The sequence below is a fragment of the Novosphingobium sp. MD-1 genome, from assembly GCF_001014975.1.
Taxonomy (GTDB): Bacteria; Pseudomonadota; Alphaproteobacteria; order Sphingomonadales; family Sphingomonadaceae; genus Novosphingobium.
This window is the reverse complement of the sequence record NZ_BBXA01000013.1, coordinates 397,592-415,768: the sequence shown is the minus strand read 5'-3', so window position 1 is coordinate 415,768 and position 18,177 is coordinate 397,592. Positions and strand designations below refer to the sequence as shown.

Sequence of the window (18,177 nt, the reverse complement as noted above, 5' to 3'; positions counted from 1 at the left end):
GGTGACATGGGCGGACTGATTTCAAGGCAATCCCGGATAATCTTTCCGGCGCGGGTCGTTCTGGCGCTGGCCAGCGCGCTGGCTTTCGCCGGACCGGCAGGCGCTTCGACGCTGATTACCGGGGCGACGGTTTACGACGGGTCCGGCGCGGCGGGGCAGAAGGTTTCCGTGCGCGTCGATGGCGACCGGATCGTGGCGGTCGGCGATCTGCCGGCCACACCCGCCGACACGGTGATACGGGGCGACGGGCTTGCCCTCGCCCCCGGTTTCATCGACAGCCACAGCCATCACGACCGCGGCGATTATGCCGATCGGGCGATGCCGGTGCTGCTGGCGCAGGGCGTGACCACGGTGGTCGTCGGGCAGGACGGGGGCAGCGACGGCCCCTTCGCCGAAACCGCCGCCCGCTTCGCCGCGCGGCCCGCCGCCGTCAACGTCACCGCCTATACCGGGCACGGCTATCTGCGCGAAAAGGTGATGGGCGAGGATTACAAGCGCACCGCCACGCCCGCCGAAGTCACCGCGATGCAGGCGCTGCTCGATGCCGATCTCAAGGCCGGATCGCTGGGCCTGTCCACCGGCCTCGAATACGATCCCGGCATCTATTCGGATCATGGCGAACTGCTCGCGCTCGCCCGCACCACGCAGGCGGATCACGGGCGCTACATCAGCCACATGCGTAACGAGGACCTGACCTTCGACGCCGCGCTCGATGAACTGCTCGACCTGGGCGAGAAGACGGGCGTGCCCGTGCAGATCTCGCACCTCAAGCTGGGTCTGGTCGATCGCTGGGGCGATGCCGGCAAGGTGCTGGCCAAGCTGGATGCGGCGCGGGCGCGCGGGATCAAGGTGACGGCGGACGTCTATCCTTACGAGTACTGGCAATCGACGCTGACCGTGCTGTTTCCCAAGCGCGATTTCACCGACATCGCCGCCGCCCGCTTCGCGCTGACGCACCTGACCACGCCCGCCGGCATGTTGCTTGGCTTCTATGCGCCCAACCCGGCCTATGTCGGCCACACCATCGCCGACATCGCCGCCGAGCGGCACGAGGAGCCGGCCGCGACCTATCTCTGGCTGATCCAGACGGCCCAGGCCTGGCGCAAGGCGCATCCGGATGCCGACCGCGTGGAAGCGGTGATCGGCACCGCGATGTCGCCCGCCGACGTCGCCGATTTCATCGCCTGGCCCAACAGCAACATCTGTTCGGACGGCATGGTCGGATCGCGCCACCCGCGCGGGGCCGGCGCTTTCGCCAAGGTGCTGCGGCTCTACGTGCGCGAACAGCACCGGCTGACGCTGCCGGAAGCGATCCACAAGATGACCGCGCTTTCGGCCGAGCACATCGGGCTGGAAGGGCGCGGCCTGATCAAGCCCGGCTACAAGGCCGATCTGGTGCTGTTCAATCCCGACACCATCGCCGATCACGCCACGGTGGAGAACCCCGGCGCGCTGGCCACGGGCGTTTCCGACGTGATGGTCAACGGCGTGATGGTCTATCGCGAGGGCAAGGCGACCGGCAGTTATCCGGGCCAGTTCCTCAAGCGGGGCGGCCTGTGATGCAGCGGCGCGGCTTGCTGAAGGCCGGCGCCGGACTGGCAGCCTTCGGAGCCGGCCGCGCCCTGGCCGCGCCGATCCTGTCGGCCGGCAACTTCGGCCTGACTCCTGCCCGCGCCGCCCGGCGCAACGGCTGGATCGAAGTGGATGCCGGCGCGTTCGAGGCCAATATCGACGCAGTGCGCCAGTGGACCGGCGGCACGCGCCTGTGCGCGGTGATGAAGGCCGATGCCTATGGCAACAGCATCGCGCTGCTGATCCCCTCGATCCTGCGCAAGCGCGTGAGCGACGTGGCGATCACTTCGAACGACGAGGCACGCGTGGCACGCCAGCTCGGTTTTCGTGGCCGGCTGATCCGCATCCGCACGGCCACGCCCGAGGAGATGGAGGACGGCTTCGCGCTGGGCATCACCGAGCTGATCGCCAATCCGCTGGCCGCCGAGCGGCTTCAGGCGCTGTGGCTCAAGGGCAAGCCGAAGCGGCCGCTTTCCGTCCACATCGCCCTCAACGCCGGGGGCATGAGCCGCAACGGCGTGGAGCTTTCGAGCGCCTATGGGCAGGCCGATGCCCGTGCGCTGCTCGCGCTCAAGGGTCTGCGCATTACGGGCGCGATGACGCACTATCCCAGCGAGGAAGCCGCCGACATCCTCGGCCAGCTCGGGCGCTTTCAGGACGACCTTGGCTGGCTGGCCTCGGCCGGGCTCGATACCCGCCCGCTGCTGCGCCACACCGCCAATACATTCGCCACGCTGGAGCATCCCGAAACCCGGCTCGACATGGTGCGCGTGGGCGGCGCGATCTATGGCGATCCGGGCAGCACGAAAACCGATAAATTCCGGCCGACGATGGCGATCAAGTCGCGCGTCGCGGCGGTGAACCACTATCCCGCCGGGCAGACGGTCAATTACGACCGCACCTACCGCCTCGATCGCGAAAGCTGGCTCGCCAACATTCCGATCGGCTATTCCGATGGCTACCGGCGCGGCTTCAGCCATGCCAACCGGCCGGAGTTCGAAGCGGAGAGCCACAACCGTACCGAAGTGCTGATCGGCGGCCGGCGCTTCCCCGTGGTCGGCCGGGTGACGATGAACACGATGATGGCGGACGTCACCGGCTGGCAGGACAAGGTCCGGCTCGATGACGAGGTCGTGCTGTTCGGCGCGCAAGGGGCGGAACGGATCACGCAGCCGGAATTCGAACGCAACGGCAGCGTCTATGGACCCGAAGCGCTGACCGTGATGGGCGCGACATTGCCGCGCGTGCTGAAGGCGGGCTGAGCCTATCCCCTCACCGCCTCGCGCACGCGGGCGAGCGCGGCGGCGAGCGGATCGGTTTCACCCAGGATGCGGAACGTGCCGTTCATGGTGAAGAAGCAGTGCCCATGGACGGTCGCCAGCAGCGATCGCGCCAGCGCCGGCGCTTCCTCGCTGCGCTCCGGGGGCAGCACGGCGACAAGTTCGGCCACCACGATCTCGAAGATTGCGGTCACTTGCCGGGCATAGCTTTCCGGCGGTTCCATGTCGTCCGGCAGGCGAAAATCATAAAGCGCCGCCCAGGCATGGCGGTTGACCACGGCGAATTCGAAATAGGCGTCGACTGCCCGCTTCAGACGGTCGCCATGCTCGCCGGCCAGCCGCGCTTCCAGATAGTCGCGCCACAGATCCAGAGTGCGGCCGTTGATCGCCAGGATCAGGCCCTCATAAGTGCCGAACACGTTGTAGATCGTGCCGATCGAATAGCCGATCCGCTTGGCAACCTCCCGCGCCGAGAAGCGGGCGAAGCCCACTTCCAGCATCTGGCGATGCCCCTCCGCGACGATCATTTCGCGCAGTTCGGGGCGGGAGTGATCGGATCGGCGGCCCATGTCAGCCCTGCGTATTCATTCCGGCGTGCTCATCCCTGCCCGTTCATCCCTGTTGGCGGACGAACGGATACTTCATCTGCGCCAGATAGCCGTTGGGCACGCTTTCGGGAACGCCGTATCCACTGGGCCACTGGCTGTCGGGGAAATAATGCGTGCCGAACAGCCGGTCGAGGATGGGGAAGTGGATGGCGAAGTTCTTGTCCACGCCTTCCGCCTCGATCGCGTGGTGCCAGTGGTGGAAGCGCGGCACGACCACGAACTTGCCCAGCACATTGAAATCGCCGCGCAGGTTGGCGTGGACCAGCGAGGCATAGACATAGACCATCCCGACATATGCCTGCATCACCGATGGCGCGAAGCCGAGCGTGAGCAGCGGCAGCGACGTTACCCCGCGCAGCAGCACGATCTCCACGAAGTGCATCCGCGCGCCGGCCAGCCAGTCCATCGCCTTCGCGCTATGATGCACCGCATGGAAGCCCCACAGGAACGGCACGCGATGGAACAGCCGGTGGAACCAGTACTGCGCCAGATCGGTCAGGATCATGGCTAGCAGGAACTGCACCGGCCATGGCAGGCTGCCCACGGCCGACCGGGTATGGTCGAGCCAGCCGAAATGGGTGTTGACATAGCTCGACGGCGCCAGCGCGAGAAAGGTGATGAACTGCACCAGCATCGAACTGACGAGGTAATAGAACAGGTCTTCGCGCCATTCGGTGCGGAACAGGCGCTGCTTGGCAAGGTGCGGGAAGATGCGCTCGATCGGCGCGAACATCAGGCCGGTGGCGATCATGTTCACCGCGAAGAAATCGACACCGAAGAACACGCCCCAGTCGTGCGTTTCGCGCGGCTGAACCGCCGCGCCGCCCAGGATCGAGGCGGCCAGCGCCAGTACCAGCGCGGTGCCGCCCAGCGCCTTGCGCGGGCGCAGCAGCAGGCTGAGCAAGGCCAGCGCATAGGCGCCGAGCAAGGTCAGGTGCACGAACGGGCGGAAGCCCTGCATGTCGCGCAGCTTGGCCAGTTCCGGCATGGCGAACCATTCGGGCCAGCGCAGCGCCGCCACGAAGCACAGGCCGGCCATCGCCAGCACGATCGCGAAAAATCCGGCGAACCAGCCCGTGCCGAAGCCACGCGCCTCGATGGGCGCTTCCAGATCGCGTTTCAGACTTTGCCAGTATCCTCTGCTCATCGCAGGCATTCCCTTTTGCGGATACGCCGATTCCATGCGGCACCGACGCTACGATAGCGTCAAATTATACACTGTCTATTATTAAATTGAACAATGATAATTTTTCGGGTAACGTCCGGTCCCAAGGAGAACCGGTGATGGGATTGATCCTCACGCTGATCGTGTTCGTGGGCGGAGCGCTGTTGCTGGGCGCCCGATCGCGGATTGCCGAGCTTGAGCGCCGCCTGCGGCTGGTGGAGGACGAGCTGCGCCGGCGCATCGCGGCGGGCGCGATGCCACGCGTCGAATCGGTCGAGCCGACAGTGGAAACATCCTTACCGGTGGTGGCCGAGGCCCAGCCGGAAACACCGGCGGCAGCGGCACCCGAACCCGAAATCGAAACGCCCCCTCCCTCGCCGCCCGAACCCATGGCCGAAACGCTACCGGCGATGGCCTGGGAAATGCCGGCCGAACCCGCCGTGGAAGCGCCGGCCGATCCGCTTCCGGTGCAGGTTTTCGAGCCGGAGCCTGCTCCGGAGCCGGAACCCGCCCCGGCCATGCGCCGCGCCGCGATCAATTTCGAGGAACTGTTCGGCCGCAAGCTGCCGATTTGGGCCGGCGGCATCACGCTTGCCATCGCCGGCGTGCTGATCGTCAAATACGCCATCGACCAGGGCTTTTTCGGACGGATATTCACCCCCGGCGTGCAGGCGGTCTGCGGCATGCTGTTCGGCTTTGGCCTGATCGGCGCGGCCGAATGGGCATGGCGCGCGCGGGAGAAGGTGGCCGATCCGCGCGTCAGCCAGGCGCTGTCCGGCGCCGGTATCTCCACGCTCTATGCGGCGCTGCTGGTGGCCGCGAACCTCTATCATCTCATCCCTCCGCTCGCGGCGTTCGCAGGCCTTGCGCTGGTCACGGGCGGGGCGTTGTGGCTCTCGCTGCGCCACGGCATGCCCAGCGCCGTGCTGGGGCTGGCGGGCGGCCTTGCCGCGCCGGCGCTGACGGTGGGGCTGGATGCCAACGTGCCGATGCTCGCGGTCTATCTCGGCTTCACCATCGCGGGGCTGGCGGGCGTGGCACGGGCGCAGCGCTGGCCGTGGCTTGCCCTGCTGGCCCTGCTCGGCGGCGCCGGATGGAGCCTGTGGCTGATCCTGGCCGGCAAGGCGCTGGAAACGGTGGGCGCGCTGTCGATCGGCGGTTTCGTGATGCTGCTGGCCATCGTCCTGCCGCTGTTCGCCTTTGCCGGCGCGGCGCAACGCCTGCTGCGGTCCGCCGCCGCGGTGATCGGCGCCGCGCAGCTTGGCCTGCTGGTCGCGCTGGGCGGGTTCCTGCCGCTGCACTGGGGCCTGTTCGCGCTGATCGCCGCCGCCGGCCAGTTCCTCGCCTGGCGCGAACGCGACCTGGCGATCGTGCCGACACTGAGCGCGGCGCTGTCCGTTATCCTGCTGATGCTCTGGCCGCACCCGGAAACCGGCTGGCTGCTGACCATGGGGCTGACGCTCGCCGCGATCCATGCCGGGCCGTTGCTGGCACGGCTGTGGCAAGCGCCCGCGCGCCTGCAACGCGCGGTCGAGCTGGCCGGCATCGCCGTGGCCGCGCCGCTGCTCGGGCTGCGCCATGCGGAGCAGGTGTGGACGGGGTACAGCCTGCCCGTGGCCTTGTGCGCGCTCGGCGGAGCGCTGCTGGTGCTGGGCGCAGCGGCGCTCGGCTGGCGCGCGCCCGACCGGCGCGACGACCGGCGCTTCGCCCTGTTGCTGGCAACCGGCGGCGGCCTGCTCATCACCGCCGCGTGGTTCGCGTTCGCCCATTGGCAGGCGCCGCTGTGGACCATGCTGGTGGCGCTCGCCGGGCTGGCCCTGTCCGCCAAGGCCGACGACCGTCGGGTAGAACCAATCGCCACCACGTTCGGAGCACTGGCGCTGGTGCAGCTTGTCGTGACGTTCGTGCCGGTCCCGCTGGCCGAGCCGAACGCGCTGGTCGAGGGTGCCGGCGCGGGCGCGGACCTGACCGCGCTGTTGCGCTGGGCCGGGCTGGCGCTGGGCTTCGGGTTGTTCGCGTGGAACGCGCGGAACGTTCATCTGCGGCGGCCCGCCTGGTTGGTCACAGGCCTGTTCGTCTATGGGGCGCTGGCGCAGCGCGTGCCGGGCTGGACCTTGCCCATCGCCGCCTCGGCCGTGGCGGGGGCCCTGTTGGCGGTTGTCAGACGGCGGGAACAGCCGCGCGACGAGGCGCTGATGCTGCCATTCGCGGCGGCGGCGGTGCTTCTACTGGGCGTGTCGGGAGCGCATCCGACGGACGAATGGGCGCGGCTGACCGGTGGCAGCGATGCCCCGGCCAGCATGCCGGCCCTGCTGCGCTGGGCCGCCCTGCTGGCGCCGGCGCTGTTCCTGGCGCTGCGGGCGCGGATAGGGGCCTTGCGCCTGACCGGAGAAGTCGCCGCGGTGCTGGCCGGATATGGCGCGCTGGCGCAAGTCGTGCCGCCGGTTGCCTTGCCGCTGGTGCCGCCGCTTGGCCTGCTTGCCGTAGCCGCTGGGAGTCGCACGCTCCCATGGCCGGCCTTGCGCGCGGCGGGGGTCACGCTGCTTGGCCTTGTCCTCGGCTGGGCTTTCCTGCCGCTGGTCCAGTGGTTGGACCACGCGCTCCGTTCGCTGGCCGGTGTTCCGATGCTGCTCGACCATCCCGATCTGGGCACGCTGGCGCTGGTCCGGCGGCTGGCGATCCCTGCCCTGCTGCTGGGCGGCGCGGCCTGGCTGCAACGCACGCGCCTGCCGCGCTTCGTGCTGATCCACCTGGCCGTGATCGGCGGCGTGATCGGAGGCGTGGCCTTGCACGGCCTATACCGTCACCTGTTCGCGGCGCTGGTCGGCACGGACTTCATCACGACCGGCCTGATCGAACGGCTTGTCTGGTCGGGCATGCTGCTGGGCGCGGGCTGGCTCCTGCTGCGGCGCCGACGCGATCCGGCCGAAGCATCGGTGCCCGCCGCCGTGCTCACCGCCGCCGCCGGCCTGCATGGGCTGTGGTACAGCCTGCTGCTGCACAACCCGCTGTGGAGCACGCAGGATGTGGGCGCCCTGCCGGCGCTCAACCTGTTGGCCCCGCTGTTCGTCCTGCTGCCGCTAGCGCTCTACCAGCTCGCGCAGGCCCTGCCCGCCGCCGGCAGGGTCATCGATCGCGCGATACAGCCGGTGCTGATGCTGACGGTGGCCGGCTTCGCCTGGGCCAGCCTGCGGCAGGCTTTCCATGGCACCTTGCTGGTCGATCCTGGCGTCGGGCCGGCGGAAGACATCCTCCGCTCGATCCTCGGCATCGCGCTCGCCATCGGCTTCCTGCTGTGGGGCATCCGCCGCAAGCGGCACGACTGGCGGATCGCCTCGCTGGTGCTGATGCTCGCCGCGGTGGTGAAGGTCTTCCTGTTCGATGCCTCGGGCCTCGAAGGGCTGCTCCGCATCGCCAGCTTCGTCGCGCTGGGCTTCAGCCTGATCGGCATTGGCTGGCTCTACAGCCGCCAGTTGCGCCGAGGGGATGGCTGAACTCAGATACCCAGGCAGGTCAGCTTGATGTCGAGATAGTCGTCCATCCCGAACGACGATCCTTCGCGCCCGATGCCGGATTCCTTGACCCCGCCGAACGGGGCGACTTCGGTGGAGATCAGCCCGGTATTCAGCCCGACCATGCCATAGGCCAGCGCCTCCGGAACACGCCAGCTCCGGCCGAGATCGCGCGTGAACACATAGGCGGCGAGACCCGCGTCGGTATCGTTGGCTATCGCGATGGCCTCGTCCTCGGTTTCGAACCGCACCAGCCCGGCCACCGGGCCGAAGGTCTCCTCGCGGCACAGCAACGAGTCGGCGGGTACGTCCGCAATCACCGTCGGCGCGAAGAACGTGCCGCCCGCGTGGGCGTCGTCGGTCAGCGCCCCACCCCCCGTCAAAATCCGGCCGCCGCGCGATACCGCGTCCTGGACATGCGCCTGCGCCTTGGCAACCGCGCGCGCGTCGATCAGCGGCCCCTGATCGGTGGGTCCGGCCAGACCGGCACCGACCACGAACGCCGCTACCCGTTCCGCCAGCCGCGCGGCGAAGGCATCGTAGATGCCGGACTGGACCAGCAACCGGTTTGCGCAGACGCAGGTCTGCCCGGCGTTGCGGAACTTCGAAGCCAGCGCGCCTTCCACGGCGGCCTCAAGATCGGCATCGTCGAACACGATGAACGGGGCGTTGCCGCCCAGTTCCAGCGAAACGCGCTTCACCGTGTTCATGCAGCGCGCGGCCAGCATCTTGCCCACCGCCGTGCTGCCCGTGAAGGTGAACTTGCGCACCCGCTTGTCGCCGGTCAGCACCTCGCCGATGGCGACGGCATCGCCCATCACCACATTGAATACGCCCGCCGGAACGCCGGCCAGCTCCGCCAGCCGCGCCAGCGCCAGCGCCGAAAGCGGCGTCAGTTCCGACGGTTTGAGCACGAAAGTACAACCGGCGGCCAGCGCCGGCCCGGCCTTGCGCGTGATCATCGCCAGCGGGAAGTTCCACGGCGTCACCGCCGCGACCACGCCAACGGGTTCCTTGCGAACGACCAGCCGCCGGTCCGTGGCATGCGGCGTCAACAGCGCGCCATTGACGCGCCGGGCCTCTTCCGCGAACCATTCGAGGAAGCTTGCCGCATAGGCGACCTCGCCCGCCGCTTCCGCCAGCGGCTTGCCCTGTTCGGCCGTCATCAGGCGCGCCAGCGCGTCCTTGTTCTCCAGCATCAGGGCGGCCCAGCGCCGCAGGACAGCCCCCCGTGCCTGCCCGGTCAGCCGCGCCCACGCCGGCTGCGCCCGCGCCGCCGCGTCGACCGCCAGCGTCGCTTCAGCCGCGCCGAGCGAAGGGACCGTACCAACCAGCGAACCATCGGCGGGGTTGGTCACGTCGAACGTGTGCTCGCCCGTTACCCAGGCGCCATCGATGAACGCCGTATCGCGCAACAGCCCATGTTCGTCGTGCTCGAGCACCGTCTTGGACTTCTCGACAAGCATCACGCGGCTTCCTTCGCGGCGACAAGGGCATCGGTCAGCACCGCCAGCCCTTCGTCGAGCACGGCATCGCTGGCGGTCAGCGGCACCAGGATGCGGATGGTCTGGCCCAGCGTTCCGCAGGTCAGCACCACCAGCCCGCGTTCGAGCGCGGCGCCCGTCACCCGCTTGGCCGCCGCGCCGTCCGGGTTGCCGTCCTGATCCATCACGTCGAAGGCGATCATCGCGCCGGGGCCACGCAGGTTGGCGATCCGGACGGTATCGTTGCGCGTTGCCGCCACCGTGATCGCCGCGCGGATGCGTTCGCCGATGGCGTTGGCGCGATCGTTGAGCTTTTCCTCCTCGATCACGTCCAGCACGGCGAGCGCCGCCGCCACCGCGACCGGCGAGCCGGCATAAGTACCGCCCAGTCCGCCGGGGCCGATCGCGTCCATCACGTCGGCACGGCCGATCACGCCCGACAGCGGGAAGCCGCCGGCAAGGGATTTGGCCACGGTCAGCAGGTCGGGCTTCACCGGCTGGTGTTCGATGCCGAACATCTTGCCCGTGCGGGCAAAGCCGGTCTGCACTTCATCAGCGATGATCAGGATACCGTAGGTCTGGCGCAGCTTGTCCAGCGCCTCGAACAGGCCGGGATCGGCCATGTGAAAGCCGCCCTCGCCCTGCACCGGCTCGATGATGAACGCCGCGATGCGTTCCGGCTCGATGTCCGCCGCGAACAGGAAATCCAGCGCCTTGAGCGTCTGGTCCAGCGTGACGCCGCTCGATTCCGAGGGGAGCGGGATGTGGTAGATTTCGGCCGGGAACGGACCGAGACCCCGCTTGTAGGGGTTGACCTTGCCGGTCATCGCCGAAGACAGCAGGGTGCGCCCGTGGAAACCGCCGGCAAAGGCGATGATGCCGGGACGGCCGGTGGCGGCGCGGGCGATCTTCACCGCGTTCTCGGTCGCTTCCGCGCCGGTGGTGAAGAAGATGGTCTTGGCTTCGCCTTCCACCGGCGCGATCGCGTTCAGCTTCTCGGCCAGCTCGATATAGGGCTCGTAAGCCATGACCTGAAACGCCGTGTGCGTATAGGCGTCGAGCTGTTCGGCCACGGCCGCCATCACGCGGGGATGTCGGTGCCCCACGTTGAGCACGGCGATGCCGCCCGCGAAATCGACGTAGCGCTTGCCCTCGACGTCCCAGATCTCGGCATTCTCGGCTCGGGCCGCGAAGACCGGTGTCGCCGTGGCAACGCCACGCGGCACAGCGCGTTCGCGGCGTTCGAGAATGGACTGGTTCGTCATGAGGCAACTCCTGCTGCGCGATGGGATACGCACGCGGAAAAGGGTGGCATGGATCGCGGTAGCCGCCGGCCTAGAGCTCTCCGCCGGTCGACGGAAGGCGCCTTGTATGGTCTGGGTGGTAACGTTAGGTTACCACCATGAGTACCGGAATCCTTCCGCCGTTTGCCGTGCTGCGCGCGTTCGACAGGGTCGGCCGCCTGGGTGGCATTCGCAAGGCGGCGCACTCTCTGCAGATTAGCCACGCCATCGTCAGCCGTCACATGGCCGCGCTGGAAACCTTCCTGGGCGTCACGCTCTACAATCGCCGGACGGGCGAGCTGACCGAAGCCGGGCGCCGGTATCATGCGCGAATCTCCGCCGCCATTTCCGACATGGAAGCGGCGACGAGCGCGGTGAAGGGAGCGCACGCGCGCCCGCTGACCATCTGGTGTTCCGCAGGCTTTTCATTGCACTGGCTGGCGCAACGTCTCCCGGACTTTCGCACCGGCGCGCGCGAACGCAGCGGACCGCTGGTCGATCTCCATTCCACCGACACGGAACCATCGTTCCGGCACGACGAAGCGGACGGCGACATCCGCTATCTGTTCGACGATGACGCCAAGACCTTGCCCGATGACATGCGCGCGGAGGAAATTGCCCGGCCCGTGGTGTTTCCTGTCGCCGCGCCGTCTTTCAGGATCGGCCGGCACGGCGCCCTGCGCCAGCGCAAGGACATTCTGGACCTGCCGATGATCCAGGAGCGGTCCGATGCGGAATGGGCCAACTGGCTTTCGCTACAAGGCCTTAGCCCCAAGGTAAGCCAGCCGGTCGCGCGGTACGGGCAGGCGCACCTGGCGCTCGTCGCGGCACGATCGGGGCAAGGCGTGGCGCTGGCCAACCACTACCTGGTTGCCGACGATCTGGCCAGCGGCCGACTGGTCATGCTGTCGCCCGATGACGGCCCCTGGGAGCCTGTACGGCTGGGAGCCTACTATTTCCGGTGCAGCCGGCCACGCTGGAACGAGCCGCTTGTCGCCCGCTTCCGGCGATGGCTGCACAAGGCCGTGGCTGAAGACGAACAGGCGTGGTCCCTGCCGGACGACGCCGCAACCTGAAGTGGACGCCGTCGCAAGATCGGCGCTCACTCCTGGCGTGGCGGAATGCGCGCCGCCTTAGAAGCTGTACTTCAGCGATGCGCCGAACGTGCGCGGCGGCCGGATATCGCCGCCGGCGAAGTTGGTGGAGCCATAGCGACGGGCATCGTTGTAAACGGCGCGGTTGGTGATGTTGCGCATCCAGGCCGTGACGGTAACCTGCCGGTCCGGCGAGCGGTACGTGAGCTGCGCGTTGAGAAGCGCGTACGGCGACTGCGTGAGGAACGCCACCTTGGTGAGATCAAGCTTGTAGGATGAGCTGTACTGCGCATCGATATCGGTAATGAAAGTAGCACCGCTCGACAGTTCGAATTCATGCGTCCATCCGCCGCGCAGCGTCCATTCGGGCGCGCGGGGCAGCGCCGCGCCGGCGCAGCTGAAGCCATAAAGATTTACAGGACCGCGGCCGGGTGCGTTCACCGACCCGACCACGCCCAGCGAAGGACATTCCCGCGCCGGATCGCTGGCAAGCGATGTTGTGTAGGTGAACGACTTGAAGCGCGCGTTCAGGTATTCGACGTTGAAGGTGAAGGTATCGCTTCGCTGCGGCTGCCACACGACATCGACATTGCCGCCATAGATGCGGGCCGCGCCGACATTGCGGGTCACAAGCGCCGATACGCCGCGCGTGTCGAAATTGACGAACGTGAACTGGTAGTCCTGGTAGTCCCAGTAAAAGCCTTCCAGATTGACCTGCAACTTGTTGTCGAGAAAGCGGTTGCGCACGCCCGCGACGTAGGATGTCAGGAATTCCGGCGCATAGTCATTGCCCGGGGCCGCGCCCGAGAAAACCCCGCCCGATTTGAAGCCGCGATCGACGCGGGCATAGGCCATGGAGCGCGGCGCGAGATCGAATTCCACGCCCCCGCGCCAGGTGACGGCGTTGTTCTTCACTTCGTTATCGGCCCGGCCCTGAAGGCAGAAGCGATAGGCAGGATCGAACAGCGCGATCGTCGGTGGACAGGTGGGAACGCTTGCGATGGTGGAAAAGGTCGTGGTCACCCCGAACAGGCCGCGCTTTTCATCGGTGTAGCGAATGCCCGCCAGCACGCGGAGGCGATCGGTGAGCGAAAGGCGCCCGTCGGCGAATACCGCGAGCGCCTTGGTCGGCGCGCGATAGGACGTGAAGATCGATGAGTTGCCTGCCAGGGCGCCCGCACGCGCGCCCTGGTCGATGCGGGAATCCGCATAGGTGACTTCGCGAAAATAGAACCCGCCGAGCACGATGTTGTAGTTCGATGTATTCCGCGCCAGCCGGACTTCGAGCGAGGTCTGGTAGACCTTGTCCGCCTCGCGGAAATTGAGGTTGCCGGCCGGCGATGCGTAGAACGCGAAATCCTGCCAGCGATAGGCGGGAACCACCGTGAGGTCCGCAAAGCCCAGCTTCGCGTTCAACTCCGCCGAAACGCCGACATAGGTGTTGTCCACGAAGCCATCGGATGGCACGCGAGGTGATCCGGTAGCGATCTGGTATTGCCGAACCAGATCGCCGGAGGCCGCCATCCAGGGATCGGCGCCGGCCGGCGTGGGGAATACGACGCCCGATTGCCCCTTGCCGCCGGTGTGCGTGACATCGGCCTTCAACCCGAGGCTGACGGCGCTGCTCGGCTCCCACAACAACCGCAGACGGCCGGACCGCTGCGATTCATCGTCGTATCCGTCCTGCAGATACCCATCGCGCTCCACCACGTTGAAGGCCACGCGACCGGCAAGCGTATCGGTGATGGGCACGTTGAGCGCCCCCTGCAGCTGGTAGAAATTGTAGTTGCCGACGTTGGCGCTGAGGTAGCCTTCGAATTTCTGCGTAGGCGCGTTGGTAATCACGTTGATCACCCCGGCCGAAGCGTTGCGCCCGTAAAGCGTCCCCTGCGGGCCTTTCAGCACCTCGATCCGCGCTACGTCGTAGAAGCTGCCGCCATACTGCGTGGAACGCGCCACATGCACGCCATCCACGTTGAAGGCGACCGCAGACTGCGCAAAGCCGTTCGCCGTGTTATCGCCAACGCCGCGCAGATAGATGCGCGCATAGGCGAACGAGCCGACTTGCAGGTTGGGTACCAGCCGGCTCAGACCTTCCGGCTGCGTCACCCCGGCTGTGGCCAGTTGCTTTGCATCGACCACGGCAAGGGAAAGCGACGAATTCTGGATCGATTCCGTGCGGCGCTGTGCGGTGACGATGATGTCGGTAATCCCGGACTCCGGCTGCGCCTCCGGCGATTGCCCGTCAACCATATTTGTCTTCGTGGAAGAATCGCTGGTTTGCGCGAAGGCGACGGGCGATGTCGCGATAGCCAGTGCAAGAGCGGAAACGGTACAACCCAGGCGCATCTGCCTGCTCTCCCCATATTGAAGCCCACCCGATGGCGGCTCTTTTCATGTTCGACGGAGCATACATGCACCAAAATTAAATTCAATAGAGAGGATAAATAAACTTCATATTCCATATTTGCATGGATTTTTGAGATATTCCCGACATGGTCGTGTGGGATAAAATCGCGGATTTTCCGACATCCGCGACAGCGGCTTCAGTTTGTGCAGTCTCGCAGTTTTCGCCCCATCGCTCGTCCAACGCGCCAGGGGAAGCCGTTTACCTCGTTGATGGCCTGCCGGCGAGTCGACACGCATTTTTCTAATCAACTATAATTTATCTTGCCTCCTCCCCGCCGGTCGGATTATGGATCGAAGGCAACCGCGATGCAGACGCGCGGCAAAACAAACTTGTGGAGGCCTTGCTTGACTGAGTCCCGCCATGTGCGAACGGGAGTGTTCCTCCCCCCCCATCACGGCAACGACGAAGATGTCTCGCTGTGCATGCAGCGTGATTTCGAACTCGTGCAATGGCTCGAGTATCTGGGCTTTTCGGAAGTCTGGATGGGCGAGCATCATTCGGGCGGAATGCAGATCTACGGATCGCCAGACCTGTTCATCGCCGCCGCGGCCGAGCGTACATCGCGCATCCGCATCGGGGCTGGCGTGATCTCGGTTCCCTATCACCATCCCTACATGATCGCCGATCGCATGATCCAGCTGGATCACCAGACGCGGGGGCGCGCCATGTTCGGTTTTGGCCCGGGGATGCTGGTGTCCGACGCGGCGATGCTGGGCATTGCGCCGGAGCAGCAGCGCGCGCGGCTGGTCGAGGGTGTGGATGTGATCCATCGTCTCGTCAGTGGCGAAGTCGTCACGCACGACAGCGAATGGTTCACGCTGCGCGATGCCAGCATGCAGCTTTCACCCTACAGCTACCCGCTGCCGGAAATGACCGTCGTCACCTCGCGCACGCCGGTCGGATCGCGGCTGGCAGGGCGTTACAATTTCGGCATCCTCACCCATGGCGGTGGCGACGTGAACGCCAGCTGGGCGCTGGCAGAGGAAACGGGCCGCGAATATGGCAACCAGCTGAGCCGCGATAACCTGCGCGTCGTCGTATCGTTCCACCTCGCCGAAACGCGCGAAGAGGCCGCCAAGGCGGTGGAGTTCGGGTTCGAGCCCTGGATGCGCTATCTCGAAGCGCTCAACCCGGCGAGCTATGCCGATTCCCGCGCGAAGGCGGGGAACGACGCGGCCAAACTGATCGCGCTGCGCGGTGGCCTTGTCGGCACGCCGGATGACGCGGTCGAGTTTCTCGAGCGGATGTGGGAGCGCACCGGTCCCTTTGGTTGCCTGCTGATGACCGGCACCAACTGGATGAACTTCGAGGCGACAAAGCGCTCCTACGAACTGATGATGCGCTATGTGATGCCGCGCTTCAACAAGGCCAATCGCCAGCGCGAACGGTCGTTCGACTGGGTCTACGAAAACCGCGAAGCGTTCAGCGGTGCGAACATTGCCGCGATCAACAAGGCGGTTGCCAGCGCGGGGAGGCCATGACGGCCTGACACGTTCACAGCAATGAAAAGGGCGCCCGATCCCGCCGAGGATCGGGCGCCCTTTTTGGTGCGGCACGCCGTTCAGGCGACGCGGGTATAGCGCCCGTCGACATAGACCAGCGGATCGACATCGCCGTGCAGGCGCACGTCGGTGACGCGGCCAATGATCACGCTGTGCGTGCCGTATTCCATGCGATCCTCGTAAACGCACACGAAGCTTGCTTGTGCATCCTCCAGCCACGGCGGGCCGTCTTCCTCTCCAGTCCACGCGCCCGACGCGAAGCGTGCCTCGCCTTTCTCGCGTCCGCTGCAGAGCGCCGAAAGCGCTTCCTGGCCGGCGTGCAGGATGTTCACGCAAAACGCAGCCCCCGCCGCCAGCGGCCCGTGCAGGCTCGCTCCCCGGTTCACGCAGAGCAGCAATGACGGCGGGTCCATGCTGAGTTCGCTCACCGCCGTCGCGGCCATCGCGTGCCGCTGCCCTTCATGCCGCGTCGTGATGACGACCACCGCCTTCGCCAGCCGCCGCAAACCGGCCCGCAAATCGTCCGCCACGTCCCTAACCTCGCTCATCATGCACCCTTCCCTGCTTGGCATGCGGCGCCACGTCCATCGCTTACTTGTCCACTCGCGGTATCAGAATGTACGACGCGCGATCGCCGCCAGTATGAATGCGGTGTGCGCCCCGGTTCACGGTATCTTCGTGGCGCATGTACAGCATCGGCTTGGGGTGATCGAAGATGTCGCGCCCTTTCACGATCAGCCGCAAGGTATCGCCCGGCCGGAAGCGCGTGCCGGAAGGCAGGATCTCGATATCCACTTCGGCGATCTCGCCCGGCGCAAGCTTTTCGTCGCGATCGTTGGACAGCACCGGCTGATGCGCGGTGGACCGCACCGGATCGAGCGCGCGGCGTGATACGCGCTGCCACCCCAGAGCGACCGGCCCGTCCTCGAACACGGCCCAGTGCGCGAAGCCTTCCTTGCCGCCGTCCGGCCGCAGCTTTTCTACCGCAACATGCAGATCAAGGTCATCGCCCTCGTCGGTCGAAACCCACAGCTTCAGCTTCATATGTCCCACGAGGTCGAGATCCTCGGTGACCGGGAAATCGAACACCGCGCACCCTTGCTGGTCCAGCGGATCATAGCAGACCTCGGAGCCTGCCGCGGGCGGCAACGCGCCAAGGCCGCCGCTTTCCCCGTCCAGATACAGTCGCTCGTACCGCGTGCCTTCCACCGGCCACGCCGTGGCGGCGCGGATCGTCGCCTCGCCATAACGATCGCGCACATGCAAGCGCACCGGCGGCCAGTCGACCAGGTCTGTCTCCTCCCCTTTCAGGAAGTGATCGAAAAAGGCTGCTTGCCGCGCGATCGAATCCGGCTCGTAATAATAAGCCCACTTCTTCCCGCCGTGGATTTCCAGCCATCGGCGCGGGGAGGACAAGCCTTTGAAGCCTTCCAGCGTGCCACGCGTGTGCACGCCGTGATCGGACCAGCTGGCCACGACATAGGCCGGAACGTCGATCGCGCTGAAATCGGCGACCTTCGATCGCCAGTATGCGTCGAAATAGGGGTGCTCCACGGTTTGCGCCCACAGATCCTCGACCTGCCGGTCGGACGCACCCCAGCGCACGTGGATGTAGGGCCAGAAGCTTGTTTCCGGAATGCCGCCGTGCCGGACGATCTCGTTGTAGGTGTCCGACCACCCTTCCCACACGTTGATCGCCGCCAGGTGCGGCGGCTTCAGCGCGGCCACTTTCCACTGGCACGACGAAAGATAGGACACTCCCGAAAGGCCCACCTTGCCATTGGACCAGGGCTGCGTGCCGGCCCATTCGATCAGATCGTAATGGCACTGCGCCTCGCGCGGGGAAAAATAGCTGGCTTCGGTTTCGGCAAACCATGTGCCGGGCACGTCGGCGGTGATCACGGCATAGCCGCGCGCCGTCCAGTAGACCGGATCGGGCGCCTCGAAAATCGTGAAGTCCGACATCCAGCCTTCCTGCACGCCGGAGGCCGGGAAGATCGTCGCCAACGGGGCGGGATCGTGTTTGCCATAAGGAGTCCACGCCACCAGAACCGGCAGTTCGCCGCGTTCGCCTTCCGGGCGAAAGAGATCGATCCATATATCGAACCCGAACCGCGTGGGCACGCGCACGTCGCGTTCCACGATCATGCCATTCACGACGCTGCGTTCGTAACGGCGCGGCCGCGCGCCCCGGAAATCAGGCGAATTCAGCGGCGCCCGCAGCCTCTCACGATATCCCGTCTCCATGCGCGAACCCTTCTTCCTAG

12 protein-coding genes are annotated in these 18,177 nt (G+C 66.4%); 5 read left to right on the top strand and 7 right to left on the bottom strand.

Annotated elements, in window-relative coordinates:
• The first annotated feature begins 6 nt into the window (after positions 1–6).
• Complete coding sequence (locus NMD1_RS02370; RefSeq protein WP_125953460.1) at positions 7–1,560, top strand: amidohydrolase family protein; 1,554 nt, start codon at positions 7–9, stop codon at positions 1,558–1,560.
• The gene (alr, locus tag NMD1_RS02365) at positions 1,560–2,834 is read left to right on the top strand and encodes an alanine racemase (protein ID WP_125953459.1); all 1,275 of its coding nucleotides are present in this window, start codon (positions 1,560–1,562) and stop codon (positions 2,832–2,834) included. The genes NMD1_RS02370 and alr overlap by 1 nt, the downstream gene beginning before the upstream one ends.
• A 2-nt stretch (positions 2,835–2,836) precedes the next feature.
• Here alr and NMD1_RS02360 read toward each other — a convergent pair whose 3' ends face one another.
• Together NMD1_RS02360 and NMD1_RS02355 are read right to left on the bottom strand one after the other, a co-directional pair.
• Positions 2,837–3,421: a TetR/AcrR family transcriptional regulator gene (locus tag NMD1_RS02360; RefSeq protein ID WP_125953458.1), complete on the bottom strand. Its 585-nt coding sequence runs from the start codon at positions 3,419–3,421 to the stop codon at positions 2,837–2,839.
• Positions 3,422–3,464: 43 nt separating this feature from the next.
• Complete coding sequence (locus tag NMD1_RS02355) at positions 3,465–4,607, bottom strand: sterol desaturase family protein (protein WP_125953457.1); 1,143 nt, start codon at positions 4,605–4,607, stop codon at positions 3,465–3,467.
• Positions 4,608–4,744: 137 nt separating this feature from the next.
• Between NMD1_RS02355 and NMD1_RS02350 the strand changes: the two genes are divergently transcribed.
• A complete protein-coding gene (locus tag NMD1_RS02350; protein ID WP_125953456.1) occupies positions 4,745–8,119 on the top strand; it encodes a DUF2339 domain-containing protein in 3,375 nt (1,124 codons plus the stop codon).
• Positions 8,120–8,121: 2 nt separating this feature from the next.
• Here NMD1_RS02350 and NMD1_RS02345 read toward each other — a convergent pair whose 3' ends face one another.
• The gene (locus NMD1_RS02345; RefSeq protein WP_125953782.1) at positions 8,122–9,603 is read right to left on the bottom strand and encodes an NAD-dependent succinate-semialdehyde dehydrogenase; all 1,482 of its coding nucleotides are present in this window, start codon (positions 9,601–9,603) and stop codon (positions 8,122–8,124) included.
• Positions 9,603–10,886 carry a 4-aminobutyrate--2-oxoglutarate transaminase gene (gene gabT / locus NMD1_RS02340; protein WP_125953455.1) on the bottom strand — a complete coding sequence of 428 codons (1,284 nt, stop codon included), beginning with the start codon at positions 10,884–10,886 and terminating at the stop codon, positions 9,603–9,605. Before gabT ends, NMD1_RS02345 begins: the two co-directional genes overlap by 1 nt.
• 137 nt (positions 10,887–11,023) lie before the next feature.
• On the opposite strand from gabT, the gene NMD1_RS02335 reads away from it, so the two are divergent.
• Positions 11,024–11,980 (top strand): LysR substrate-binding domain-containing protein, encoded by a 957-nt coding sequence (locus tag NMD1_RS02335; protein WP_125953454.1) that lies wholly within the window; start codon positions 11,024–11,026, stop codon positions 11,978–11,980.
• Positions 11,981–12,037: 57 nt separating this feature from the next.
• Here the strand turns inward: NMD1_RS02335 and NMD1_RS02330 are convergent, their stop codons facing one another.
• Positions 12,038–14,251, bottom strand: coding sequence for a TonB-dependent receptor (locus NMD1_RS02330; RefSeq protein ID WP_158453863.1), 2,214 nt, complete (start codon positions 14,249–14,251; stop codon positions 12,038–12,040).
• A 501-nt stretch (positions 14,252–14,752) separates the two neighbouring features.
• On the opposite strand from NMD1_RS02330, the gene NMD1_RS02325 reads away from it, so the two are divergent.
• Positions 14,753–15,889, top strand: coding sequence for an LLM class flavin-dependent oxidoreductase (locus NMD1_RS02325; RefSeq protein ID WP_125953452.1), 1,137 nt, complete (start codon positions 14,753–14,755; stop codon positions 15,887–15,889).
• Between the two features lie 80 nt (positions 15,890–15,969).
• On the opposite strand, the gene NMD1_RS02320 is transcribed toward NMD1_RS02325, so the two are convergent.
• On the bottom strand, positions 15,970–16,461 hold the full coding sequence (locus tag NMD1_RS02320; RefSeq protein ID WP_199558046.1) for a flavin reductase family protein: 492 nt from the start codon (positions 16,459–16,461) through the stop codon (positions 15,970–15,972).
• A gap of 40 nt (positions 16,462–16,501) precedes the next feature.
• Positions 16,502–18,157, bottom strand: coding sequence for a CocE/NonD family hydrolase (locus NMD1_RS02315; RefSeq protein WP_125953451.1), 1,656 nt, complete (start codon positions 18,155–18,157; stop codon positions 16,502–16,504).
• Positions 18,158–18,177: the final 20 nt, after the last annotated feature.